Genomic DNA, 23572 nt, shown 5'->3' with positions numbered 1-23572 from the left:
TTTCTGCTCGCTGACGAACTGCGGCGGTAATAGTCCACCGCTTTGTCACTTGCCATGTTTGATATAGATGAAGAAAAGCCAAGTCTGGTTAACTCGGCTTGGATGTTCTTAGCGATGAATTGCTCGTGGTTCATGTGCAACCTTCTTTGCTCCTCCCCCAACCAAACCGAGAGCCATCTGACTAATATCATTGATCATCCTTTCAGCTTTATTGAGAGTAACCAGGTCATCTTGTCGCTTTCTTAGTCTGCGGCCTGCATCAGATGAATCTTCATCAGACGCCCTTTTTGCCAGAACAAGCATGTGTTGCAGTTGCTGGATGGTAAACCCAAATCCAGACTTAACCTCAAGTTCCGTCATGTGATCGAATACTTGAGCTTGCAACTCATAGCTGTAGCTCATTGCCATCAAACAGGATTCACGCTTGGGGAAGCGGTAAATACCACGTTCAACCTGACCACCTGTGCCATTAGTATAAAAGTCAACTGCAAAAAATTTTTCAGCTGCCTCTCCTAATACTTTTGGCACTTTCTTCATAAAGCTACGATGTTCCAGTTTCCTGTATTTTTCGCATGGAAATGCTAATCCTTCCGCCTCTGCTTTGGCCTTCCTCTCGGCATTGATGTAATCAACCATTTCAAGGCTGGTCATTGTTGGAGCTTCGGTTACAGATGAATGGGTTTTGACTATTAATGCGTTCATTTGCGTATACCTATAGAAATTAGAGCCTGCTAGCATAGAAATATCGCCCCAAGAAGGTCGCCACCTATAACGACATTTCTCAGACTCTATTTCTATAAACTCTTGGTTGGGATTGGCGCATGCTAGTGCGCGGTGAAATTCAGATATAAAAAACCCCGCTTGAAGCGAGGCTGTTACTGACACTGAGTTTTGATGTAGTCCTGCAAGCCCTCTAGTTGTGCCTGCATTGTTGTTACTCTTTCGGTGAGAGTGAAATAATCCCTGATAGCGGAGTCCTCCAATCTGGGGCTGGCTGCATCATCCATGCCGGAGGAGGAACCGGCTTTGCCTTGATTACAGGTGGCCGCGATGCGCAACCGGCGATGACCAGCGGCAACATCGTTGCGAAGCACATCAATTTCAGATTTCGCATGAGCAAGCTCCTTTGTATGCTGATTATCCAGTTCAGACAGGAGCCTTATCCGCTCCTGCTGATTAACGATTTCATTCTGCTGCTCCAGCAACTCACTCTGTAGCTGGACTGCCTTGTTAAGCTGCTCGGTGTACTTACCGTGGTAGTAAAAAATCAGCAAGATACTTAACATTGCAAGTCCGAGAGACAAAAAGTGCGGACTTAACTTCATAGCATCTCAAACGCCCGTTCGAACGTTTCCTCTGAATACGGCTGCTGATTAGCGTTCTCCATCTTGATAATGCCCTCAGCTAAAGCGAACAGGGTTATCTTGTCTTGGGTGGATATCCGATCATCCGCAGATACACCCACCTTTTTAGCTGCGAACTGGATGTAGTTTTCCGTATTGTTCTCATGGGGTGGGGCGTAACGATTGATAATCTCTTTGACTGTGTTCAGATTGTGCTTGCATTGGTAGTTTTGCAGTAGCTTGAACAGCGCTCGAATGCCATATTCAGGGACATCAAACCGACAGAAACGCGATTCAATCTTTGGATCATAAGGTAACTGCCCCTTCCAGTCGTTGAAACGGTTATAGTCGATATTACCGGGATTGTTGTTTCGTATGCCTCTGGTCATTTGTCATCACCAATGCGTTTGTTAATGGCACGAATAGCCATTTCTCTGATTTTATCAACACCGATAAACCCTACAGCGCCGCCTATCATGGGGGATACACTGGATGAAATTCCGAATGCCTCAATACCACTGGATATCGCCCATGACAGAACGCCACATAACAAACATTCAGCCCATTTGTTTTTACATTCCACTCCGTCATAAATCAGACGCCCCCAACAAATCAATATTGCGGCTGCCGTGCCAGATACTTGCGGCCACGAATGTTTTAAGCCTTCTATCAATTCGGCCCATAAATCAGGATTATTTTTCATCTTCATATTCCACCCCCGACTTGGGGAAATTGTCCCCGGCAGATGTCGGGCGTGAAAAGAAAAAGGCCACGCCATGCGCAGCCTGGAATTGGTGCCACATCAGCCATTAGACAGATGCTAAATTTATCTGAGAACGGGGGATGTGGGCTTTATATATGAAAAAACCCCGCAGGAAACGAGGCTTGTTAATTCGATAAGCTGTGTGACATAGCTATCACTCTTATCATAATATTCAGTTTTTTACGTACGTAAACTCTTTTATTAAATTAGGCTGCAATTTTTTGAACATATTTATCCATTTCCAGTTCTACATCTAGCATTATCAACATTCCTTCAACAACACCCTCCGCTTTTTGTAATTTTTTACCGATGTGGCCGTCAGAGCATTTATACTCATAAGCTAATTGCATGAATGTTTTACCAAACACGTAGTATTCAAATAACAAATCATGAATATCACTATTCTTCTGATTCAGCTTTGCCATACAGCTAGAAATAACAATAGCGTCATCTTCACAGCACTGTGGCCGCGATTTAACTTTGCTGGGTATGAGTCCTTTAAATCCAGCAGCAATAGGAGACCAATAGACATCTTCTCTATTATCAGCCGTCCAAGCGCCCCAGCGTTCTAATACTAATTGAATATCACGCATACATTTCTCCCAGCTATTTTTTGCAATTCGGTAATACTGTTGCTATGCGGCAATCGTAACGAGTGCTATATACTTTACGTAGACGACTCTCTTTATTTATTCCTACTTCTTGTCTGACTGTAAGAGTTCCATTACGTTTTTGAGTGACAACATGATGATGCTTTGTTTCATGTCGCAAGAACCGGGCCTCTTCAATTGCTGCTTCAATATCAGTGAAGATTGTCATTTAACCCCCTATATCACAGAGAGATTTGTATTTATGATAAGAATAATTAAGCCTGGAATGTTTCTAGTAATTTCTTAAGCTTTGCTCGATATTCATCACGGATCAGAATGTAGTCCTCTCGTTTCCATTTCGGTAACTCATGATGAGACGTTAATCTGTCAAACCTCTCTTGACCAATTTTCTCAATCAACCGGGGTTTATAATTAACTATATTTCCTGATAAATGATTATTACACGGGGCGCATTGCTTATGAACGTTATCTTCATCAAATCTCAGCTCTGGATGAGCCTTAATTGTTAGATAATGCCCTGCGTGATATTGCCCATCATGAAATCGCCCACAACTAATACACGGCTGGTCTTTATCTCTTTCACCGGACAAAACATATCCTTGAAATACTCATGTATTTCTTCATTGCTTAGCTTGATTTCCGAATATTTATTTACCGCTTCAGACACATCGGAATTCCACATCCATAACAATGAATTTTGAGATAATGAGCGTTTATTCTTCCAAGGCTTAATAGTAATTCGATGCGGCTGTTTCGTTTGAAGAGTTTCTTTCAATATTTCCCATGCCTGAGATTTATTCGATTCGTGAAAACAAAAATCAGCTTCCATTTATCCCCCATTATTTACTTTCTTATTCCATGCAGCCTCTGATTCTTCCAATGTGAAATAATGTTTACCTTCATTTTGACAGCGCAAGCATTTATGATAATGCCACCTGCCTTTACTTTCATCGTTATAATCACGCAGCACCCAGCAATTGATAGCTTTGCCGCCACATTTACACTGTAGAAATGTTCTTTCTTCACTCATATTCATCGCCTGTTAAAATTTCATCGGGAATTTCTACATCATCAAGCTCAGTTATCATTGCGCGACATATTGCTTCTTTTGCTGTACTGCCTTTTGCCACTCCAAACCCCGGTCTGTCAGCTACCCAGTAATCTACTCGCTCAATAACGCTGATGTAATATTCATCTATCAACGGGCCGCATTCACTCCATTCTGTAGAATACGCTGGTATGGCATCAGGATTCTTATTTAAATAATCAGCACTCCAACCATCACAAATAGCAACTGCATAATCTAGCGCACGGCCTGTCAGTTCACTCGTTTTGATTTTCATATCAACTCCTTTATTTGCTTGGGTTTCCCTGAATTTCCAAATACTACGACTCTATTTGGCTTTATTAATTTCATACCTTGAATGGTGAATAGGTTTCCATATTTCCATTCTATTTTGTGCATTTTTCTAACTACATTTGGTATCCTAAAATGTTTTTTTGCTTTTCTATGTGGTGCCTTGTAATGCTCAAATAGCATTCTTGATTGAGCATCTTTTGTAGCTGCGTTGAATTCTCTCTTACTTATTGCGACAGACTGCTCTCTCCATTTTCTTTCTAACTGTTTAAATGTTGATGTTTTCATATCAAAAATCCTTACGGTGTGAATTTAAATTGAATTTCCGTCTGATTTCGGCGAGATGATTTAACGCCCGTTCTTTGTTAGTCGGTATGTGCAACTTTGGGATCTGCTTAACTGGCGCGGGTATTTGCTCCCCTAATTCCATTCTGCGCGACATAGCAATTAATTCATTGCTGCAACGCTTACGTAGCTCTGATTCAGTTAAATTCAGTCCGCGCATCTGTGAATACAATCTAGTGACAATCCAGTAGCAAGCGTTTGACTGCCACGGGAAATTCTCAGCAGAACTGTACAACCCACGCTTTGCGCTGTAGTCCATCACCATGTCATACAACTCTGGCTCATCTGGTAAGCCAGCGTTCTTGATACCGCCTTGCTTGCACCAAGATACAAACTGACCAGGTGACGGCCAGAACGGTGATTCACTGGCGCGAGCATGGCGCATTCCCGCAGACAGTTGCTCTTTTGTGCGAATGCCGTTTTCAGCGAATGCAGCGATCCACTGACGCTTTGCAGCAACTTCATCACTTGGGTCTCTAAACGTTGTGGATACAGCGGCGGGAAAGACTTGTTTAAGGTTTTTAAACAGAACATCGACCAGCTTTTCGGCTTCATCATTGACAACTTTATTCTGAGATTTCACCGCTCCAGCCATCTTTGCCAATACTGCCCCATCTCGATTTTGAATAACTCTGGCAAGGTTGGTCATATAAATTCCTCCTCCCATTCTTCACGGTTATTCCAGTGCGGTCCTGATTGCTCTGCGAGTGGCCTCTTAGCCGGATATTTTGGCTTGAATAGCCCCTGCCACCCGTTAGCTATGCTTGTGTTAATCACGTCAGCCGGATCATGCCCATCATCAAAACACTCTTTCAGGATGTTGAAAGCTTTGGTAACTGTAAGCACGGTCTTAATCGACTTGCCTATTTGCTGTCTGTACGAAACCCATTCATGCCAGACAGACGGATTTAGCCACTCAGGTATCTCTACCTGATTAGCATCAAATTTCGATTTTTTATTTTTGGAGACTATAGGGGTTTTAATATTGTTTTCTGTATTTGAAATAATGTCTTTGGTGTTCCCTGTTTTCGGGGATACCTGTCCCTGTTTTCGGGGATGGTTATCCTCTTTTCCAGGGATAGTTTTGGCACCTTTTTTACTATCCCCGTTTTCAGGGATGGTAATTTCAATTCGAAACGTTATTTGCTCTTCCAGTGAAGCAATATTTTTTAAGCATGATTTGCATTTCGGTTTTTTGTAAACCCATTGATTAAGTTCTGTATTTATTCCGATATATCGTGTTTGCCCTATGCGTCTTAAGCTGATAATGCGGCGCTCTTCAAGTGATAAAACAGCTTCGGAAACGTGCTTTACTGAAAGCTCTGTTTTATCTGCTATCAAACTATTCGTGATACGATCTTCTTTCTTTGACCATCCCCACGTTAGCCGTATAATTGCATTCAGAACACGCCATTCACGCCCCGATATTTCTAGTCTGCATAATGCATCTTGTACCTGATTTGCGATCCGCAAGTAGCCATTATCTAAATCAGCCACTGTTGCCTCCGGTTTATCCGGTAAAAGTTGTTTATTAGCGAAATCCACACGCTGAACAACACTCATGTTGACCTCCATATCAGATTGATTAGAAAATGATTGTTTGGCATAATTCACCTGTATTAGTGGTATAGGGGAAAGTGAGAGTTCCCCCGCTTGACTCATATGACTCATATTGAAAGTTCGATTTGATCGGAAGCCTCAACTGTTGGGGCTTTTCTTTTCACTTTTCCTTTTCGCTCTAAAGCCTGGATCAACATCTCTGCATACTCCCCCTCGAACACAATTTTTGATTGCTGTTCTGGCAACTCAACGCTACCCTCTGGTAGACCGAATAAAGCCGCAGCTTTACACGCCAGCTTAAATATTCGGTTCTTATCTCGACTTGATGTTGATGGGTGAACCCCGATTTCTTTAGCAAACTCGTTATTTCCATATTCAAGAATGCATCGAAGCCAAAAACTTTCTAGCGCTTCGGGCTTACAAGTGATTTTGATACTTTTTGCAATATCCATCTGTTAAATTTCCTTTAGTTAAAATTAAATTTATAGCCCGACAACTGGGCTACGCTCCCCGATTCGTGGGGAATCTACACTTTGCAGCGTAGGGGGCAGATTGTTAAAGAGCGGCGAGCTATACCGGCTCGCGCGGTTTATTCGGCTAATAAATTTCTTTTGCTTGCTTCTAAAAGATCTTTAGCCAGATATTTGCCCTTAGAAATTTTTTCGATTGTTATTGCGTAAGTTGTTTTTTCGAAAAATTCGGTTTTTGGTAGTGAGCCTTTTTCTAGCCACTTGTAAACCGCTTTTTTCGTAACACCACACGCAGTAGCGACATGAGAAACACCTATGTCTTTTATTGCTATGCCGATGTCCATCGTTTTCCAATCCCTTATTTGTACTATTAGTACATATTATTATTGAACTGAAAGTTTTTGCAAGTAGTTTATTATTGAACCTATGGTACAAACAGAAAAAGTGCGAAAAGAGTTCGCCGATAGGCTTGCACTGGCCTGCAAAAAATTCGGCTTAGATGAACATGGGAGAGGTGTTGCCCTTGCAAAAGCTTTAGGAGTTACACCAAAAGCAGCAAGCAAATGGCTTAACGCTGAATCACTTCCCAGACAAGCCACAATGAAAGGTATCGCTGATTATTTGCGAGTTGATTTGGCATGGCTTCAACTAGGAATAGCAAAGAATACAGATGAACAAGGAAAAGTAGAGTATGTCGGCAAACTAAAAAATGGACTTGTTAGAGTAGTCGGCGAAGCTGTTCTCGGCATTGATGGCGCTGTAGATATGGTTGAATTCCATGCGGGATGGTTGCGTATTTGTAGTTCCGATCGGGATGCGTACGGATTAAAAGTAAAAGGCGATAGCATGTGGCCCCGTATACAGTCCGGTGAATTTGTTGTTATTGAACCGAATACTCCGGTTCATCCCGGTGATGAAGTTTTTGTTAGAACAAACAATGGTCATAACATGATAAAAATTATGAACATAACACGAAATGGCGATTATCAGTTTTCAAGTATAAACAGTGATCATCGACCAATAACAATTCCTAAGAATGATGTGGCAATGATTCATTATGTATCGGCTATTATAAAAAATACGCGTTATATTGATGATGATGACATTATCTAATGTAAATAATTTGATTTAATTATCAAAACATTACCTTAACAATCAGGGGGATAGATGCCTTCAATACATGAAGATTTTGAATTAATTACCGCTGAAATATTAAGTGAGTATTTCGATTCAAAAGGAGTTACTCCACATTGCATGCTTTGTGGTCATGCATCTCTTAGCGTTCCACAAGTTAGTGCGGGATGCAATATGCCAATAAACATGAAACTTGGTACTTATGTGAATGTGTTTAAGGCAGAAAGCATCTATCATGAGAATGCAAACAATTTTTATATTCTAGTTGCTTGTAAAAAATGTGGGAATACTATGACTATAGATGCTGTTCAGGTTCTTGAGTGGATAAAGCAAAAATATCCCGCTATCATTGAGGAAGATAGTGATGAGTGAACCGAAAAATAATGTAATTCCGTTTAGGGGTGATTTACCAACTTTCAACTCTGGCGGTAATGGTGGTGATGGAGGTAGCGATATGCTTGAAGCTAGAGTAAAAAAACTTGAAGATGATCTGAACTTCATCAAAACCGATCTCGCAGTTATGAAAGCTAACTATGCAACAAAGGAAGATATCGCATCTGTGAGAATTGAGGTTCACCAATCTATTGCAACTCAAACCAAATGGATTGCTGCCACAATGTTAGGAATAACTGGCCTAGCAATTGGTATTGCAAAGCTTATCTTCTAAAGACATATATCACCCACCACCCGATTAGGGTGGCTTTTATTCTCTCTCTTCCATCAAAATCAATAAGATAATAGATTTAATATCTTATTCTCAAGCCAACTTTCCATTTGAAAAAACTTTTAAAAAATAAATTTCCTTTAAAATCAATCAAATAAACCAAAAGTACATATCCAAACAAAAAAATTGTACTATTGGTACTTTACAATATTGTACTAATAGTTCATCATTATCACATCAAAGGCACACAGACGAACAGGCAAGGAAAGCCCACGAAGTAGCCGCTACCGGCGCACGAACAGGTAGATGATTCGCAAGTGCTAAGAAACAACGCAGTACCAGTAACAAGACAGGAAGCGGTAACTAAAAGGAATTTTCGCTCTTTAACAATCTGTCCCCTATGCCGAAAGGTGTAGACCAAAGCGAAGTTAGCTTTGTTGTGGCGTGACACTGTGGCCCGATTACATCACAACAAAGCTAATTAACGGAGGTTCTTATGAATGCAAAACAGCGTTGCAAATTACGCCGCAAAAATCGACGCATGGAAGAACAAAATCTTATTGAAGCTAACAGAAAGCTCGAAAGGAAGATCGTCACCGCTTTAACGGGATGTTCAACAAAAACACTAAAGGCTATTTCGCTATCTGCTATCACGCAAAATAAGACAGTGGAATCATTTAATAACCGTTGTTTACACAACACTTTTCTTTATTCAGTCGGCAAGAAAAGTAGCAATATTACAGCCAGACAATGAGCGAATTTCGCCACACTTGGGAATAACAGGAAATTTTTGGCATGGATGCTACTTATTGTAGAGAGTTAAATATAAGAACATTAAAAGGAGAATTAATCATGGTTTAGTGACACAGCTATACCGCTACCAGCCTGATAAATCCAGGCACACGACGACTGTGTAGAGGTCGGGTTCCCACGGCGACGTAGTGAGGGAAAGGCGGCTTAGAGCATCACTGAGTTCCGGTTAGCGCCCGGTTAACGCATAAGTAGGCTATAACACTTCATCGGGAAAAACAGGGAATCATCGGCACGGAAGCCAATTATTAAATTAATATGAGGATTAAACAATGAACATCAGCAAAGCAATCATCAACTACGCAGCCCGCCGCAACATCGACATTGACGCAAGATATTTCGAAACTGTTGAAATGAATGATGGCGAAATTGTTAAAGTAAACAATGTCTGGTTCGCGGTAATTCGTGAAGATGGTGAAGTTCAGTGTGAGCCGATGTTCGTGTATGCAGTGAATGGCAATCATTTAAGATATAACGGTCATTGCGCGATGAAAAAAGAAATTGCGGAAGAATTACCAGCTACTATCGACAGCGACAAGAAACTGAAAGAAGTTATCAAGTTCATCGAATCAGAAATGAAAGCTGGCAACATCGAATAACGCAGATAAACTCAGAAGGTAAACAAAATGAAAATTAATCAAGTAAAATTCAACGAAAATGATTTGGTGAAAGTAAGTTTCTTATGGATGAAAAATAATCCTAGTAAAATAATTCCTCCGCATCGGCATGACAACATTTATAATTTCTCAGTTAAAATTAATGGTTCTTTTCATTGTCTTAACAAATATGAAGAATACAAGGTCTATTCTATAGGTACTACTGGCACATGGTTAGTTATTAAAGATGAAAATCTAAACTGGATTTTTGTTGATTGCGATGAGTTTCGTGAGATTTTCATTAAAGTGTAAATATGAGGGTTAAACAATGATAAAAATACAAGATACTTACAGTTTTGAAATATTGTGTGAAGACGTAAGAATTATGCCCGTCGAAATGGATTGGATTTCAGTTGAAGTGTTTGGTGTAAGCGAAGAAGGCTTGCAAAGAATGATTAACGAATTTTATTGCGAAGATATACTAAAAATAATTGGCGAGAAAGATATTGTTAATTATTTAGAAGAAAATGGTTACTCCGTAATTAAAAGAGAGAAAGAATAATATGGTCGCTCATGTACACGCTGAACTTATGATGCAATATGCACAAGATGCTTTTAAAACTGATAAGCCTTGGCTGCTTTGGGAAATGTTTATTGACGATGGGACGTGGGAAGGTATTTGTAGTCATCCGAGTTGGTACCCCGATTTTAAATATCGCCGCAAGCCTGAGATGATAACAGTAGGCAAAGTCAATTTTCCTAAACCTGTTGATTGCAAATTAGAAGTCGGTGATAAATATTATATAATATTCAATTCATATATGATGGCATGGGGTGATTGTGACGAAGATTATGATAATCTTGAATCTGGAAGAATTCATTTAACTTTTAAAGCGGCAAAACAACATGAAAATGCGTTAATTAAAATAAGTAAGGGTGAGTTTTAATATATATGGAGTAGTGAAGCCAGCGGATGGCATTGGAGTATATATCATGAAAATAAACAAACAACTTTTCAATTTAGCTCAATGTGAAGCTTATATCGCCCGTCAACTAATGAGCGATATAAACTGGTCAATAGCCATGCAATATTTAAGGTTAGCATATGAAGATAGTTAAAGAGTGGCTCTTCGCTATGTTATTTCCCGCCTGTTTAGTTCTCTTCTCGACGTTAATTTTAATTTTTTTGAGGTAATTATGCTTATAGTCAATTGTGATTCTTTTAAAGTCAATCGCACTAGTAAATCAAATGAAATTGAAATAACAGGGAATGTCACTATACAAGGAAATTCCGAGGAAGTGCTTAATTCAACTAATCTTTGTTTCAACGAAATAAAGGAATATTTCGAAAACAAAGGTTATAAAATCGAGGCTTTGTGAAATGAACCCATATGCCGTTTATGATGAAATTGAAGAAAAGCAGTTGGAAGATGAGCATTATAGAGAGGTTATATTAGAGCAACAAGGCATGGACGCCGAAACCATTTATAATAAACTCCCGCTCGAATCCACAAAGCTATTCTCAGATATAACAAATAAATATTTTGGCAATATATTTGAAGACAATATCGAAGCAATGAATTTGCTCAATGATTTCTTATATTCTGCCTGTTTATTAGTAGTAAAGCAAAAGGGGTAAACAATGAAGCCCGGTATTTATTATGACATATCGAACGAAGATTATCACAACGGTGAGGGGGTGAGTAAGTCGCAGTTGGATGATATTGCAAAAAGTCCCGCATTTTATAGATGGAAGAAAAATGCTCCAATCGACACGGAAAAGTTAAAAGCGCTGGATATGGGAACGGCGCTTCATTGCTTATTGTTAGAACCTGATGAATTTTCTAACCGGTTTATTGAAGCCCCGGAATTCAATAGACGGACAAATCAGGGAAAAGCAGATGAAAAGGAATTTCTCAAGGATTGTGAAAAGACAGGAAAAACCGTAATGGATTACGAGCAGCATAGAAAACTGAAATTAATGAGAGATAGTGTCATGGCCCACCATGCGGCCAGATATTTTTTAGAAGCTGATGGATATAACGAAGCATCCATTTACTGGTCAGATCCAGACACGGATGAGTTATGTCGGATAAAGCCAGATAAATTTTTATTAAATCAACCTGTCATTGTCGATGTTAAGAAAGTCGCGGACATGGAAAGGTTTCCGTGTCATATCGAGGAATTTCGCTATCACGTTCAAAATGCAATGTATCAAGAAGGTTATTTGCGTCACTTTGGAGAATCGCCGCTTTTCCTATTTATTGCAGTCAGTGAAAGTATTGATTGTGCCCGCTATCCAGTGCGTGTCTTTGAACTGGATTCAGACGATGTTGATGTCGGGTTCAATCTGTTTAAACAGAATTTACACATTTTCCATGAGTGCCGTATCAACGATGATTGGGGCGGTATCGAACCTATTTCGCGTCCTGACTGGGCCAAACGGAGAAACTAACGTGTCACAAGAAATTACTGCGTTCGAAAATGAACATGAAGCCGATACATCAGCGGCAATTTTTAGCCCTACAGGGCTGCAAAAACTACAGGCATTTGCTGAGGTTATGTCTCAAGGGATTGCGACCGTTCCGAAACATTTAGCAAGCAAACCAGCCGATTGTCTGGCGGTAGCGTTACAAGCCGCGCAATGGCGAATGAATCCATATGCAGTAGCACAAAAAACACACCTTGTTAATGGGGTATTAGGTTACGAGGCGCAGTTAGTAAACGCAGTGGTTACAAGCTCAAAGGCTGTTCGCGGACGCTTTCATTATCGGTATGGCGGAGATTGGGAGAAAATCACAGGGACCAAGAATAAATCAGATGAAAGCGGATTGTTCATTGAAGTGGGTGCAATCCTTAATGGTGAGTCTGAAATTACATGGGGAGAACCTATTTATCTGATTGACATTACGACACGAAACTCTCCGCTGTGGAAAACGGCACCCAAACAGCAAATCGCTTACCTGGCTGTGAAATACTGGGCGCGTCTTTATTGCCCTGAAGTGATTTTGGGTGTTTATACGCCTGATGAGCTTGAGTCAGAGCCTCGCTCTATGCGCGATATAACCCCAGTCACAACAAAGCAATCTCTGAATCAATTAATCAACAATAAGTCAATAAAGGATGAGCCAAAAGGCGACAAACGCACGCCTGATGAATTGCTGTGTGATTTCACCGAGGCTGCAAATAACGCAAAAAGCATTGAAGAATTAAATAAGTTCTATACTTACAGCGCTAAAAAACTCGCTAATGAGCAAAGCTCTCTCGATAAAGCCACGGATATTTATCAAATCAGAAAAGATGAGCTAATAACCGTGGATTAAAAAAGTGAACGTTCTAAATAACATGGGGAATTCAGTAAATGACAGAGGAACAGACTAAATATATTGGTAATCCGTGCCCACTCGGGCACACTCTCAGATATATGTCAAACGGCAATTGTATTGAATGTCAAATTGCCAGTCAAAAGAAAGCGAAAAATAAAGTTAAAAAGCCCAAGCGAGAGAGTAAAAATAAAGTCAATCCCGACGATTTTACTCATCGCGTATTTATTCTCGGAAATCCTGAAAGATGTAAGGAAAAATAATTATGAATATGTATCTATATATTTATAAATCAAAAGACTCACCGTTACTTGATATCGAAATAATACATTTAGGATACACTTTTGAAAAATGGTCAAGAATGACAAAGAAAGAACAAAATGATGTTATTTCCAAGTATATTTTTAACAATCAATCTTATCATTATTTCATCAAAGCTGAATAAATTATTCAATTAAGGGTAATATCATGATTAATGTTGTCAGTTTTTCTGGCGGCAGGACATCGGCATATCTCGTATATATGATGGAACAGCGCAGGAAAGCCGGTGAGAATGTTCAATATGTATTTATGGATACCGGCTGTGAGCACCCAATGACTTATCGATTTATCAGGGAGGTCGTAAAATTCTGGGATATTCCGCTAGTAATATTACAAGCTGAAATGAACCCCGAACTTGGCGCATCTAATAGCTATACAGTATGGGAACCGAAAGATATTCAAACGAGACTGCCCGTATTAAAACCATTCACGGAAATGGTAAAAAAATATGGAACCCCGTATATTGGAGGAGCATTCTGTACTGATAGACTGAAATTGAGACCATTCAGAGATTATTGCAATGACAATTTCGGAAAAGGAAACTATCACACATGGATTGGTATTCGTGCAGATGAGCCACGGAGATTAACCCGCAAGGATGGGGTGAGTTATCTGGCGGATATTTCTGACTTTGACAAGCAGGATATTTTAGATTGGTGGAAAGGACAATTATTTGATTTAACAATACCGGAGCATTTAGGTAATTGCATGTTCTGCATCAAAAAAAGCAGTAAAAAACTAGGATTAGCCTGTCAAGATGAACCAATGATGAAAAGAGTATTTGAAGAATACTGCATTAAAGGGAAGCATGTTAGGGATGGTCATAGAAAAACACCTAAAGAAATAATGTATAGAGGGAATTTGTCATTAGATGGCATAGCCCGAATGTATTCAAATACAGATTATCAAAACCTCTACCGAGAAATAGTTGCAGCCAAACAATTTGATACCGGTTCCTGCTCTGAATCCTGCGAAATATTTTAGTTAGACCTATTTTAACCCCACCCATTAATAACCAGCCTTTATATGGCGGAGGATATATGAAAATTTACAGCATCGAAGTATTTAATTTAAACACTACAGGAGTGTTTTACGGAGAAGCAGTTCCAAAAGGGTGCCTGGGTGTTGTTGTAGACAAATTTAAATTCGATAAATACTACGAAATTTGCGACGGGATTTTCGTTGCTGAGTATGATGGTCTTGCGCACTGCTATGAGCATAAAAAAGGAACAGCAGAGGGGTTCGCTGGATGCACTATTGTTTTGCCAGTTTTTGAAAAATCTGTTGTTTTCAATAAAAAAGCAATACGGCGCAGGGTTTTTAATGGCTCATTGTGGAACACAGTAAACGCTAAACATAAGGCGCAAGAATATTTGAATACAAAACTTTTTGGTATCGGAATCAGAGAATCATGTTATGAAGTTTATTCAGGAGCATTAGCAACAGAAACATTCATGCAGCGAATAGCAAAAGTTGTCATTCTTGGTGAGGCACAACAAAGCCCTCTGATTTAATAATACTGTAGCTTGAGGATTTATTATGGAGAAAACACCGTGGAATCCATGTGAAAAAGCAATACAGCGGGTTAAAGACCCGCTACCAATTCCTGTCAGATGTCATTATTGCTGCGGCCATGTAACAATAGCTCATCATGAAAAGATATTCGGAAAAATCCACAGTAAATGGCCGTGGATATATATATGCACATCATGCGGGGCATATGTCGGCATGCACCCATATACAGATATACCTTTAGGTACTCTCGCAAATAAAGCCACACGGATAGCACGAATGAGAGGAAAAAGGGAATTTGAGGAAATGCGGGAAAAATGGAATTTAGAGCGCACGGATGCATATCAATTGCTAGCAAAGCGTCTTGGAATTAATAAGTGTGAATGTCACTTTGGATGGTTCGATATTGACACTTGTCATCGAGCAAAAGAAATTTGTGAAAATATGATTATTAAGAAAAGGTAATTATCATGACTAAAAATACAGAGTCTTTAATATCCGCATGTCACGAGTTAGCAAGAACAGCAAGTTGTGACGATTATTTAATTTTGAATGATGTTGCTGACAAGTTGGAATCTCTTCGTAAAGAACGCGACAGCTATAAAGAAATGTTTTATGATTCCTGCAAAGGTCTTGCTGCTATAGCTGATGCGGCGGGTATTAAAGCAGAAGATGATTCAGGTTCGCCGGGCCAAGTAATAGAAAAAATTGAGTCAATGCTTAATATAGACTGGAATTTCACAGAACATCCCGAAATTAAAGTCGGTGAAGAAGTTAAATGTTGGGCTTATATTAAAAAAACTTTTAAGTTTGGTCATTATGAGTACGATGAATTAACGGGTAAACCTGAATTTGTTTCTGAATCAATAAAAGAACATTTTCATGTTTCAACATTGATTTATGTAAATAAGTCAACTCCTTCCGGGGAAAATGAACATGAATGTGAAGAAGAAAAACCAGATTGGGCATTAGAAGATGATGAATATGAATGGGTTCATGTAGTTGGCTGGGCAAGAGAATATTCGCATCCTGATTATTCAAATTGGGTTGATTTATTGGAAGAAAATGAAAAAGTATTGGCTTGGGCTGAGTTTATCGAGCCTGACGCGCCGGAGATTGAATAATGAGTAAACAAATGATACTTAAAGCTCAAACAAACATGATCGGCTCTATGAGTCAAACAGAGCTGAATATAACAGAAGCAGAATGGAAAGGAATGACAGATGATGAACAGCAACAAATAATTAATGAATTTATGTCTGATGTTGTCGATATTTGGGTAGATGTTGAAGATGAGGATGAAAATGAATGATTATCTCTGCAACCATTTTTACTTTATCTGGAAACGAATGTTCAAGCGATATGTGATAAATACTCTCATGTATCGCGGAATGAGTTTATCAGAAGCGAAAGAAGCGGCTGCATGTGAGATCGAGGCATATTCAAGGAAAGACGGAGACTGGAAATATATTCATCCTCACGATGCAGCGAAAGAATCATTGTCTTACTGGAGTGATTAATTATGGAAATAAGATTAGATAAATATGTCATCACATCAGATGAGTATCAGTTTATACTTAATGAGATTAAAATAAATAAGGAGGGTAAAAACATCGGTCAAGAAAGATTGCAAACAATTGGCTATTATCCTCGTTTAGAGCAATTAATTAAGAAGCTAATTTTATTAGAAATTCGTCGCGATGATATTAAATCACTGCAAGATATGAGTGATAAAATAAATCAGTTTGCAACAGAAATTTCATTGAAAATAAAATAAGGTTAATTTATGGCAGACTTCGGAGGTAGCAATACACCGGAAGAATTTCGAGACAGATGGCAAACCCCGGTTGAAATATTTACAGCATTAGACATAGAGTTTGGTTTTTATTTAGATGCCGCCGCCGATTATAAAAATTCTTTATGTGCTCATTATCTCACGGAACGAGATGATGCGCTTGAATGTGATTGGGTGAGTTGCGGATCAATATATTGTAACCCGCCCTATTCTAATATTGGTCCGTGGATATTAAAGGCAACAGAACAACGCAGGAAGCAATTACAGACTGTTGTTATGTTAGTCCCAGCCGATACATCCGTGGGGTGGTTTAAATTAGCTATGGAAAGCGTTGATGAAATTAGATTAATAACAGGCGGCAGGATTTCATTTATTAATGCCGGTAATGGAAGACCGGTAAACGGAAATAATAAAGGGAGCTTGCTGTTGATCTGGCGTCCGTTTATAAAACCGCGCTGTATATTCACGACAGTTGATAGGGATGAACTAATATCAACTGGCTCAAACATATTAAAGGAAATAAAGTCACATGAAATTAATCAGCTTAATAAAGCCGATCGCAGTTAACTACTTTGGCATTGAATTATTAGTTCCGTTTTGGACTAAATTTATAGTCACAGAAAACAAGGGAATTGTATTGGCATGGAATAAAAAGCCGTCTGAATTAAAAGGATACTGGGACTCTGAATCACAACAATCTCAATATGAAATTGTAGCTATTGTTGATTTGGAAGATATGGACTGGAAAGAAACTCTCGTCGAACTATGAACGAACAAGTTCTTGAAAATGGACGTCGAAAAATAGCAAAGGAATGCTTAAGCGAGCTGACATCTCTCAGCAAATACGACGATAAAGCAGTCACAGCAATACTCGATAAATATACACAGAAATTCAAATTAATTATGTCTGAGCATCAGAGGAGAAAAGCCAGTCCGAAAAACTGGCTTTCTTATTATGTGAGAAATTTGCAAAAAGAAGGATAGACAAATGAGCGATCCTATTTATCTGACTGATATTGAACTTTTTTCAATAACAGGATTTAAGCAAAAAAGCCAGCAAATAAAGTGGCTAATAAACAATCACGTTCATCATTATGTCAATAGACTTGGTAAGCCCATTGTTATTAGAACTGCGATTACTGGAAAATATACTATTAATCAAGCTAATGCGAATTTTGAAACACCTGATTTTGGAGCATTAATTAATGGCAAGGAAGCGCAAAGATCATAATGATAACAAGCTACCCACACGCGTATCAAAAACCAAATATGCTTATTACTTAAAAACCAAAGATAATAAAACAATCACACTTGGCCCTATAACAATGAGCATGACCGAATTATGGGCCAAATATGATGGAGAAATAGCAAACCAAAAAATAGTAATGACATTCTCTAAATTGTGGGGAATGCACTTGAATAGCCCCGCATTTACTGAATTATCAGCTCGTTCTCAGAAAGATAAATTACAGGGAGCAAAAAATATTCTAAAAGTTTTTGGTCATATTAATGCTGATAATATTAAACCAGAACATATTAGGCAGTATATGGATATAAGGGGAACTCAAAGTAAAACACAGGCTAATCATGAACTATCTTATATGTCTGTAGCATTTTGCTGGGGATATGAGAGAGGTTATTGCAAGATGAATCCGTGTTCGGGGGTAAAAAAGTTCTCACTAAAAAACAGAGAAAAATATATCACAGACGAAGAATACCAGGTCGCTTATGATGTATCTTCCCCTGTTGTTAAAATAGCTATGGAGATATCATATCTATGCGCGTCGAGGATCGGAGATATATTGAAGCTAAAGCATAACCAGATATCAGAACAAGGGATTTATATTAAGCAAGGGAAAACAGGAGCTAAGCAGATAAAGCAATGGACTGATAGATTACGCGAAACTATAAATTACGCAGCAAAACTATTCCCTCCCACGTCAACACAATCCCATGTCATTTTGAATGCAGACGGTAATCAATTCACGAAATCAGGTTTCGATAATCACTGGAGGGAAGCCAAAGAGAAAGCAGCGGAAATATTAGGAAGAAAAATTGATTTCACGTTTCATGATATCAAAGCTAAAGCAATCTCAGATTTTGAAGGAAGCTCAAAAGACAAACAATTATTCAGTGGTCACAAAACCGAATCTCAAGTAAAAGTTTATGATCGCAAAACAAAGATAACCCCTACCCTAGACCTTCCAAAAATCAATAAAAATGAAAGAATATAGAGGAATTGAAATAGTTAAATAGTTGAGATAAAAGGATTTATATTTACGTTTTTATACTGTATATTCTTTCAAATTTTTATAACCAATTGATTTATATATAACTTGTATCGGATTCTGATTCCGGCATTCCCAGGTTCGAATCCTGGTACCCCAGCCATATTCAGAAAGCCCGCTTGCAACAAGCGGGTTTTCGCTTTTCAAGTCCCTTCTGTTTTTTTCCGTTCGTAAGTGCATATATTTATTGCATATATAGAAGAAAAGTAAATTGTCCACGCCATAAACAAATTTACGACGTGCTTGTGATCTTCACTACCAATCTATACGGTTACAATCCTAACGCATACTTAAGCACCGCTTTTTTCATTACGCCAGCCCGTTGAGCTGCCATCAGCGCCAGATTACGAACAACTTTCAACCCTGGCAGCTCATTACTGAACACGGTGTAAAATAGATCCATTCCAGCTTGCATCATCAGGTTATCCGGCATTCTGCGACGCTGATAACGCATCAACACTTCCAATGAATCCCACTGCTCTGTTAATTCTTTCGCCTTCACCAAAACATCAAGCAGAGTATTCACATCCCGATAACCAAGATTTACTCCCTGCCCGGCTAGAGGATTAATGGTATGAGCCGCATCTCCCAACAATACTAATCCTTCACGCACATAATTGTTAGCATGATGACGAGCCAAAGGAAATGAACCGGCGGCAACGGGGGTCACTTTACCTAGCCGTACAGGAAACGCCTGAAAAATTTCCTGCTCAAGTTGAGCCATCGACATTGCCTGTAATTGTCGTATGCGTGCCGGTTTGTCATACCACACCAGCGAAGCCCATTGATTAAATAGTGGAAGAAACGCCCTTGGGCCAGAAGGAAAAAACTGCTGCCAGGTAATATCCTGCTGTGGCTGTTCTGTTTTTACCGTGATCAACATACAAGACTGTCTGTACTGCCAGCCATGACTGCCAATTCCTGCCATTTGCCGAACCTGAGAACGAACACCATCAGCCCCGACAATCAAGCGAGCCGTCATTTCTGTTCCGTCAGCCAGAGTCACTAACCAACCCACTTTCTGCCACTGCATTGATTGCAATACTGCCGGGCATAGCAAAGTCAAATTGGGATATTTTTCAAACTGCTGCCACAAAGCCAGTTGCAAGATACGGTTTTCAACCATATAGCCCAACTCAGGCAACCCTAGGCTTTGGGCATCAAACACCAAATTAGAATCATTCTGTTCCCAGGTCTCTAATGTACGATACGGCGCGCTGCGCATCTGCAATACCGCATCCCATGCGCCAAGTTGTTTGAACAAATCGACAGAAGCACAACTGATCGCAGATACACGTACATCAGGATGACTCTGTGCATCATAAGATTGTGGTGGTTGATGATCCAATAAAGCAACTGTCCAACCCTCCTGTGCCAGCCCCAATGCTGTTGCAGCGCCGATCATGCCAGCACCAACCACCACTACATCAAAAATCTGTTGTGAATTATTCATCTCAGTCATGCTATTAACCCATTGATTAGTACAGTGTACCGAATTTTTAATTCTCCGGTAGAGAATATCCTGTTTAACAGTCTGGTCACTGCTCCTGCAAATGACTACAATACCCGACAACTTTATGCCTAATACACAATTGCTTTTGCCGTGTAATAACACTTTTCAGCACGGTAGAAAGCTCGGATGCACAAGAAAATGTCGACGATCAAAAAACTGTATATTAAAACTTGGGGCTGTCAGATGAATGAATATGATTCATCTAAAATGGCCGACCTGCTGGAAAGTACTCACGGTTATCAGTTAACCGATGTCGCCGAAGAAGCAGACATTTTGCTATTAAATACCTGTTCAATCCGCGAAAAAGCACAGGAAAAGGTTTTCCATCAATTAGGCCGCTGGAAAAACCTAAAAGATACTAATCCAGATATCATCATTGGAGTCGGTGGCTGTGTCGCCTCTCAGGAAGGGGATTTCATCCGTCAACGCGCTCAATGTGTAGATATTATTTTCGGGCCGCAAACATTGCACCGTTTACCTGAGATGATCAACCAGGTGAAAGGCACCCGCAGCCCGGTTGTTGATATCAGCTTCCCGGAAATCGAGAAATTTGACCGTCTGCCTGAACCGCGTGCTGAAGGTCCGTCTGCTTTTGTTTCTATTATGGAAGGCTGCAACAAATACTGTACTTTCTGTGTCGTCCCTTATACCCGCGGAGAAGAAGTTAGCCGCCCATGCGATGATGTACTGTTTGAAATCGCGCAGCTTGCCGCGCAAGGCGTACGTGAAGTCAATCTTCTCGGTCAGAACGTGAACGCTTATCGTGGCACCACTTATGATGGTGATATCTGCTCTTTCGCTGAGTTAATTCGTTTGGTAGCGGCTATAGATGGTATTGACCGTATTCGCTTTACGACTAGCCACCCAATTGAGTTTACAGACGATATTATCGCGGTTTACGAAGATACACCGGAATTGGTTAGCTTCCTGCATCTGCCGGTGCAAAGTGGCTCGGACCGTATTCTGACGTTGATGAAACGCGCCCACACAGCCCTCGAGTATAAAAGCATTATCCGCAAACTGCGTAAAGCACGTCCTGATATCTTGATAAGCTCTGACTTCATTATCGGATTCCCAGGTGAAACCCAAGATGACTTCGAGAAAACCATGAAACTGATCGCTGATGTCAATTTCGATATGAGCTACAGCTTCATCTATTCTGCTCGTCCGGGAACGCCAGCAGCCGATCTGCCTGATGATGTCAGCGAAGAAGAGAAGAAACAGCGTCTTTACCTGTTACAACAACGTATCAACCAACAAGCAATGAGCTACAGCCGTGCTATGTTAGGCAGTGTACAACGTATTCTGGTTGAAGGAACTTCCCGTAAGAATGTGATGGAACTTTCTGGCCGTACCGAAAACAATCGGGTTGTCAACTTTGAAGGCCAGCCTGATATGATTGGCAAATTCGTTGATGTTGAAATTGTTGACGTCTACGCCAACTCACTACGCGGTAAAGTTACCCGTACCGAAGATCAAATGGATCTTCGTACACACGAATCACCTGAGTCCGTTATAGCCCGCACCCGTAAAGAAGATGAAATCGGGGTCGGCACTTATCAGCCCTAAATATAGAGATAATCAGTGATTCAACAAATTCATTCACAAATAGCAACTCAGGAAATTTTCCTCGAACCAGCCGATAATCAGCGCCTAATGAGCCTGTGTGGTCCGTTTGATGACAATTTGAAGCAGCTTGAACGCCGGTTAGGTATTGAAATCAGCCGTCGCGATAACCGCTTTAAACTGATGGGTAAACCGCTGTGCGTTAGCGCAGCCACTAATATCCTACGCCATTTATATGCGGAAACTTCCCCTGTCCGTGGGGTGATCCCTGACATCAAACCAGAACAGATCCATCTGGCAATTACCGAGAGCCGGGTTCTGGAGCAAACCGCCGAGAGCATACCCGAATACGGTAAAGCTGTTAATATTCGCACCAAACGCGGCATGGTGAAACCACGCACGCCCAATCAGGCACAATATATTGCTAATATTCTTAGCCATGATATTACGTTTGGGATTGGTCCTGCCGGCACGGGAAAAACTTACTTGGCCGTTGCCGCTGCGGTTGATGCGCTAGAACGACAGGAAATCCGCCGTATCCTGCTAACCCGTCCGGCAGTAGAAGCTGGCGAAAAATTGGGTTTTCTACCTGGCGACCTGAGCCAAAAAGTTGACCCGTACCTGCGCCCACTCTACGACGCTTTGTTTGAAATGCTAGGTTTTGAAAAAGTTGAGAAGCTGATCGAACGTAACGTCATTGAAGTTGCCCCATTAGCTTATATGCGTGGACGAACCCTAAACGACGCTTTTATTATTCTGGATGAGAGCCAGAACACGACCATCGAACAGATGAAGATGTTCCTGACCCGTATCGGCTTCAACTCCAAAGCGGTTGTTACCGGCGACGTTACGCAGATCGACCTGCCTCGTGGGCAGAAGTCCGGCCTACGCCATGCTATTGAAGTTTTATCAGGCGTCGGCGAGCTGAGTTTCAACTTTTTCCACAGTGATGATGTTGTCCGTCACCCGGTGGTTGCTAAAGTTGTCATTGCCTATGAAGAGTGGGAAGCAACCGAGCAAAAACGCAAACAGACACTCAGCGAACAACGCAAGCAGGAAGCACAATGAGTTCAGTCATACTTGATTTACAAATTGCCTGTGAGCATTTACAAGGTCTTCCTGAAGAAACCCTGTTCCAGCGCTGGCTGGATGGGGTTTTACCTCAATTTCAACCTGAAAGTGAAGTCACTATCCGCATTGTTGACGAGGCAGAAAGCCACGATTTAAATCTGACCTACCGTGGAAAAGATAAGCCAACAAATGTGTTATCTTTCCCATTTGAAGCCCCACCAGAGGTTGATTTACCCCTGCTTGGCGATCTCATTATCTGTCGTCAGGTTGTTGAAAAAGAAGCGGAGGAACAACAAAAAACAGTAGAAGAACATTGGGCGCATATGGTTGTGCACGGCTGCCTACATTTGCTGGGTTATGACCATATCGAAGATGATGAAGCAGAAGAAATGGAATCTTTGGAAACAGAAATTATGCAAGCGTTAGGTTATGCTGACCCCTACCTTGCAGAAAAAAAGTAACCATTCGTACCATTTTTATGCTAAAAAATACCGACAATAACTTATTTAATGGGAAATTTTCATTAAAAC

General features: G+C 40.3%; 42 protein-coding genes and 1 pseudogene. 27 read left to right on the top strand and 16 right to left on the bottom strand.

The features are described 5' to 3' along the window. Positions 1 to 108: 108 nt before the first annotated feature. From Phpb_RS15075 to Phpb_RS15010, 15 genes and pseudogenes are all read right to left on the bottom strand, one after another. A complete protein-coding gene (locus Phpb_RS15075; protein WP_205634786.1) occupies positions 109 to 702 on the bottom strand; it encodes a Rha family transcriptional regulator in 594 nt (197 codons plus the stop codon). Between the two features lie 173 nt (positions 703 to 875). After that, positions 876 to 1325, bottom strand: coding sequence for a lysis protein (locus Phpb_RS24970; RefSeq protein ID WP_065391049.1), 450 nt, complete (start codon positions 1323 to 1325; stop codon positions 876 to 878). Next, positions 1322 to 1732, bottom strand: coding sequence for a structural protein (locus Phpb_RS15065; protein WP_065391048.1), 411 nt, complete (start codon positions 1730 to 1732; stop codon positions 1322 to 1324). Before Phpb_RS15065 ends, Phpb_RS24970 begins: the two co-directional genes overlap by 4 nt. Continuing rightward, entirely contained in the window at positions 1729 to 2046 is a 318-nt protein-coding gene (locus tag Phpb_RS15060; RefSeq protein WP_065391047.1) for a phage holin, lambda family, read from the bottom strand. The genes Phpb_RS15065 and Phpb_RS15060 overlap by 4 nt, the downstream gene beginning before the upstream one ends. Positions 2047 to 2312: 266 nt before the next feature. Further along, entirely contained in the window at positions 2313 to 2699 is a 387-nt protein-coding gene (locus tag Phpb_RS15055; protein WP_065391046.1) for an antiterminator Q family protein, read from the bottom strand. 13 nt (positions 2700 to 2712) lie between these two features. Continuing rightward, positions 2713 to 2925 (bottom strand): hypothetical protein, encoded by a 213-nt coding sequence (locus Phpb_RS15050; RefSeq protein WP_046396672.1) that lies wholly within the window; start codon positions 2923 to 2925, stop codon positions 2713 to 2715. 46 nt (positions 2926 to 2971) lie between these two features. Beyond that, positions 2972 to 3295: pseudogene (locus Phpb_RS23890) on the bottom strand (recombination protein NinG); the annotation flags it as partial. Beyond that, complete coding sequence (locus tag Phpb_RS15045; RefSeq protein WP_065391045.1) at positions 3223 to 3546, bottom strand: recombination protein NinB; 324 nt, start codon at positions 3544 to 3546, stop codon at positions 3223 to 3225. The gene Phpb_RS15045 and the pseudogene Phpb_RS23890, both read right to left, overlap by 73 nt. Further along, positions 3547 to 3747 (bottom strand): hypothetical protein, encoded by a 201-nt coding sequence (locus Phpb_RS15040; RefSeq protein ID WP_065391044.1) that lies wholly within the window; start codon positions 3745 to 3747, stop codon positions 3547 to 3549. Continuing rightward, on the bottom strand, positions 3740 to 4060 hold the full coding sequence (locus Phpb_RS15035; protein ID WP_065391043.1) for a phage protein NinX family protein: 321 nt from the start codon (positions 4058 to 4060) through the stop codon (positions 3740 to 3742). The genes Phpb_RS15040 and Phpb_RS15035 overlap by 8 nt, the downstream gene beginning before the upstream one ends. Then, positions 4057 to 4362, bottom strand: coding sequence for a hypothetical protein (locus Phpb_RS15030; protein WP_065391042.1), 306 nt, complete (start codon positions 4360 to 4362; stop codon positions 4057 to 4059). Before Phpb_RS15030 ends, Phpb_RS15035 begins: the two co-directional genes overlap by 4 nt. Position 4363: 1 nt before the next feature. Then, on the bottom strand, positions 4364 to 5068 hold the full coding sequence (locus Phpb_RS15025) for a replication protein P (RefSeq protein WP_065391041.1): 705 nt from the start codon (positions 5066 to 5068) through the stop codon (positions 4364 to 4366). Next, complete coding sequence (locus Phpb_RS15020; protein ID WP_065391102.1) at positions 5065 to 5982, bottom strand: replication protein; 918 nt, start codon at positions 5980 to 5982, stop codon at positions 5065 to 5067. The genes Phpb_RS15025 and Phpb_RS15020 overlap by 4 nt, the downstream gene beginning before the upstream one ends. Before the next feature lie 104 nt (positions 5983 to 6086). Beyond that, positions 6087 to 6431: a hypothetical protein gene (locus Phpb_RS15015; protein WP_065391040.1), complete on the bottom strand. Its 345-nt coding sequence runs from the start codon at positions 6429 to 6431 to the stop codon at positions 6087 to 6089. A 137-nt stretch (positions 6432 to 6568) separates the two neighbouring features. Then, positions 6569 to 6793 carry a helix-turn-helix domain-containing protein gene (locus Phpb_RS15010; RefSeq protein ID WP_065391039.1) on the bottom strand — a complete coding sequence of 75 codons (225 nt, stop codon included), beginning with the start codon at positions 6791 to 6793 and terminating at the stop codon, positions 6569 to 6571. 82 nt (positions 6794 to 6875) lie between these two features. Between Phpb_RS15010 and Phpb_RS15005 the strand changes: the two genes are divergently transcribed. The 24 genes from Phpb_RS15005 (at position 6876) to Phpb_RS14880 (ending at position 18838) form a co-directional block, all read left to right on the top strand. Continuing rightward, the gene (locus Phpb_RS15005) at positions 6876 to 7562 is read left to right on the top strand and encodes a LexA family transcriptional regulator (protein WP_065391038.1); all 687 of its coding nucleotides are present in this window, start codon (positions 6876 to 6878) and stop codon (positions 7560 to 7562) included. 54 nt (positions 7563 to 7616) lie between these two features. Next, positions 7617 to 7955, top strand: coding sequence for a hypothetical protein (locus Phpb_RS15000; protein WP_065391037.1), 339 nt, complete (start codon positions 7617 to 7619; stop codon positions 7953 to 7955). Beyond that, positions 7948 to 8250: a hemolysin XhlA gene (locus Phpb_RS14995; protein WP_240492562.1), complete on the top strand. Its 303-nt coding sequence runs from the start codon at positions 7948 to 7950 to the stop codon at positions 8248 to 8250. Before Phpb_RS15000 ends, Phpb_RS14995 begins: the two co-directional genes overlap by 8 nt. Before the next feature lie 493 nt (positions 8251 to 8743). Beyond that, positions 8744 to 9001: a transcriptional antitermination N peptide gene (locus tag Phpb_RS14990; RefSeq protein WP_065391036.1), complete on the top strand. Its 258-nt coding sequence runs from the start codon at positions 8744 to 8746 to the stop codon at positions 8999 to 9001. A gap of 328 nt (positions 9002 to 9329) precedes the next feature. Beyond that, entirely contained in the window at positions 9330 to 9656 is a 327-nt protein-coding gene (locus tag Phpb_RS14985) for a hypothetical protein (RefSeq protein ID WP_065391035.1), read from the top strand. A 27-nt stretch (positions 9657 to 9683) separates the two neighbouring features. After that, on the top strand, positions 9684 to 9965 hold the full coding sequence (locus Phpb_RS14980) for a hypothetical protein (protein WP_065391034.1): 282 nt from the start codon (positions 9684 to 9686) through the stop codon (positions 9963 to 9965). A 16-nt stretch (positions 9966 to 9981) separates the two neighbouring features. Continuing rightward, positions 9982 to 10215, top strand: a complete 234-nt coding sequence (locus tag Phpb_RS14975) for a hypothetical protein (protein WP_065391033.1) — start codon at positions 9982 to 9984, stop codon at positions 10213 to 10215. A 1-nt stretch (position 10216) separates the two neighbouring features. Further along, the gene (locus tag Phpb_RS14970) at positions 10217 to 10600 is read left to right on the top strand and encodes a hypothetical protein (RefSeq protein ID WP_065391032.1); all 384 of its coding nucleotides are present in this window, start codon (positions 10217 to 10219) and stop codon (positions 10598 to 10600) included. Positions 10601 to 11034: 434 nt separating this feature from the next. Next, the gene (locus Phpb_RS14960; RefSeq protein WP_065391030.1) at positions 11035 to 11292 is read left to right on the top strand and encodes a hypothetical protein; all 258 of its coding nucleotides are present in this window, start codon (positions 11035 to 11037) and stop codon (positions 11290 to 11292) included. A 3-nt stretch (positions 11293 to 11295) separates the two neighbouring features. Continuing rightward, positions 11296 to 12108: a PD-(D/E)XK nuclease-like domain-containing protein gene (locus tag Phpb_RS14955; RefSeq protein WP_065391029.1), complete on the top strand. Its 813-nt coding sequence runs from the start codon at positions 11296 to 11298 to the stop codon at positions 12106 to 12108. Between the two features lies 1 nt (position 12109). Further along, positions 12110 to 12976 (top strand): RecT family recombinase, encoded by an 867-nt coding sequence (locus tag Phpb_RS14950; RefSeq protein WP_065391028.1) that lies wholly within the window; start codon positions 12110 to 12112, stop codon positions 12974 to 12976. Between the two features lie 38 nt (positions 12977 to 13014). Further along, positions 13015 to 13239, top strand: coding sequence for a hypothetical protein (locus tag Phpb_RS14945; protein ID WP_065391027.1), 225 nt, complete (start codon positions 13015 to 13017; stop codon positions 13237 to 13239). Positions 13240 to 13444: 205 nt separating this feature from the next. Further along, positions 13445 to 14281 (top strand): phosphoadenosine phosphosulfate reductase domain-containing protein, encoded by an 837-nt coding sequence (locus Phpb_RS14935; RefSeq protein WP_065391025.1) that lies wholly within the window; start codon positions 13445 to 13447, stop codon positions 14279 to 14281. Positions 14282 to 14337: 56 nt separating this feature from the next. Beyond that, entirely contained in the window at positions 14338 to 14811 is a 474-nt protein-coding gene (locus Phpb_RS14930; protein ID WP_065391024.1) for a hypothetical protein, read from the top strand. A 25-nt stretch (positions 14812 to 14836) separates the two neighbouring features. Then, positions 14837 to 15274: a zinc-finger-containing protein gene (locus tag Phpb_RS14925; protein ID WP_065391023.1), complete on the top strand. Its 438-nt coding sequence runs from the start codon at positions 14837 to 14839 to the stop codon at positions 15272 to 15274. A gap of 5 nt (positions 15275 to 15279) precedes the next feature. Beyond that, complete coding sequence (locus tag Phpb_RS26345; protein ID WP_065391022.1) at positions 15280 to 15933, top strand: hypothetical protein; 654 nt, start codon at positions 15280 to 15282, stop codon at positions 15931 to 15933. Then, positions 15933 to 16121, top strand: a complete 189-nt coding sequence (locus tag Phpb_RS14915) for a DUF7167 family protein (RefSeq protein ID WP_065391021.1) — start codon at positions 15933 to 15935, stop codon at positions 16119 to 16121. The genes Phpb_RS26345 and Phpb_RS14915 overlap by 1 nt, the downstream gene beginning before the upstream one ends. Before the next feature lie 37 nt (positions 16122 to 16158). Next, complete coding sequence (locus Phpb_RS26090) at positions 16159 to 16329, top strand: hypothetical protein (protein ID WP_165603304.1); 171 nt, start codon at positions 16159 to 16161, stop codon at positions 16327 to 16329. Positions 16330 to 16331: 2 nt separating this feature from the next. After that, positions 16332 to 16586, top strand: a complete 255-nt coding sequence (locus Phpb_RS14905) for a DUF5405 family protein (protein ID WP_065391019.1) — start codon at positions 16332 to 16334, stop codon at positions 16584 to 16586. 9 nt (positions 16587 to 16595) lie between these two features. Further along, positions 16596 to 17171 carry a phage N-6-adenine-methyltransferase gene (locus tag Phpb_RS14900; RefSeq protein ID WP_065391018.1) on the top strand — a complete coding sequence of 192 codons (576 nt, stop codon included), beginning with the start codon at positions 16596 to 16598 and terminating at the stop codon, positions 17169 to 17171. After that, the gene (locus Phpb_RS14895; RefSeq protein WP_065391017.1) at positions 17134 to 17373 is read left to right on the top strand and encodes a hypothetical protein; all 240 of its coding nucleotides are present in this window, start codon (positions 17134 to 17136) and stop codon (positions 17371 to 17373) included. The genes Phpb_RS14900 and Phpb_RS14895 overlap by 38 nt, the downstream gene beginning before the upstream one ends. Continuing rightward, positions 17370 to 17588, top strand: a complete 219-nt coding sequence (locus tag Phpb_RS14890) for a hypothetical protein (RefSeq protein ID WP_065391016.1) — start codon at positions 17370 to 17372, stop codon at positions 17586 to 17588. The genes Phpb_RS14895 and Phpb_RS14890 overlap by 4 nt, the downstream gene beginning before the upstream one ends. A gap of 4 nt (positions 17589 to 17592) precedes the next feature. Next, the gene (locus Phpb_RS14885; protein ID WP_065391015.1) at positions 17593 to 17835 is read left to right on the top strand and encodes a DUF4224 domain-containing protein; all 243 of its coding nucleotides are present in this window, start codon (positions 17593 to 17595) and stop codon (positions 17833 to 17835) included. After that, positions 17810 to 18838 carry a tyrosine-type recombinase/integrase gene (locus Phpb_RS14880; protein WP_065391014.1) on the top strand — a complete coding sequence of 343 codons (1029 nt, stop codon included), beginning with the start codon at positions 17810 to 17812 and terminating at the stop codon, positions 18836 to 18838. The genes Phpb_RS14885 and Phpb_RS14880 overlap by 26 nt, the downstream gene beginning before the upstream one ends. A 325-nt stretch (positions 18839 to 19163) precedes the next feature. On the opposite strand, the gene ubiF is transcribed toward Phpb_RS14880, so the two are convergent. After that, positions 19164 to 20345, bottom strand: a complete 1182-nt coding sequence (gene ubiF, locus Phpb_RS14875) for a 3-demethoxyubiquinol 3-hydroxylase (RefSeq protein WP_205634789.1) — start codon at positions 20343 to 20345, stop codon at positions 19164 to 19166. Positions 20346 to 20543: 198 nt separating this feature from the next. Here ubiF and miaB point away from each other — a divergent pair, with 198 nt between their 5' ends. The 3 genes from miaB to ybeY all read left to right on the top strand — a co-directional run bounded on the left by miaB (position 20544) and on the right by ybeY (position 23503). Beyond that, a complete protein-coding gene (miaB, locus tag Phpb_RS14870) occupies positions 20544 to 21974 on the top strand; it encodes a tRNA (N6-isopentenyl adenosine(37)-C2)-methylthiotransferase MiaB (protein WP_065391012.1) in 1431 nt (476 codons plus the stop codon). 87 nt (positions 21975 to 22061) lie between these two features. Next, positions 22062 to 23039, top strand: coding sequence for a PhoH family protein (locus Phpb_RS14865; protein ID WP_181147861.1), 978 nt, complete (start codon positions 22062 to 22064; stop codon positions 23037 to 23039). After that, a complete protein-coding gene (gene ybeY, locus Phpb_RS14860) occupies positions 23036 to 23503 on the top strand; it encodes an rRNA maturation RNase YbeY (RefSeq protein WP_036776707.1) in 468 nt (155 codons plus the stop codon). Before Phpb_RS14865 ends, ybeY begins: the two co-directional genes overlap by 4 nt. Positions 23504 to 23572: the final 69 nt, after the last annotated feature.

It is taken from the genome of Photorhabdus namnaonensis (genome assembly GCF_001684335.1).
Lineage (GTDB): Bacteria > Pseudomonadota > Gammaproteobacteria > Enterobacterales > Enterobacteriaceae > Photorhabdus > Photorhabdus namnaonensis.
The sequence above is the reverse complement of the archived record's forward strand: the minus strand, read 5'-3'. Positions and strand labels throughout refer to the sequence as shown.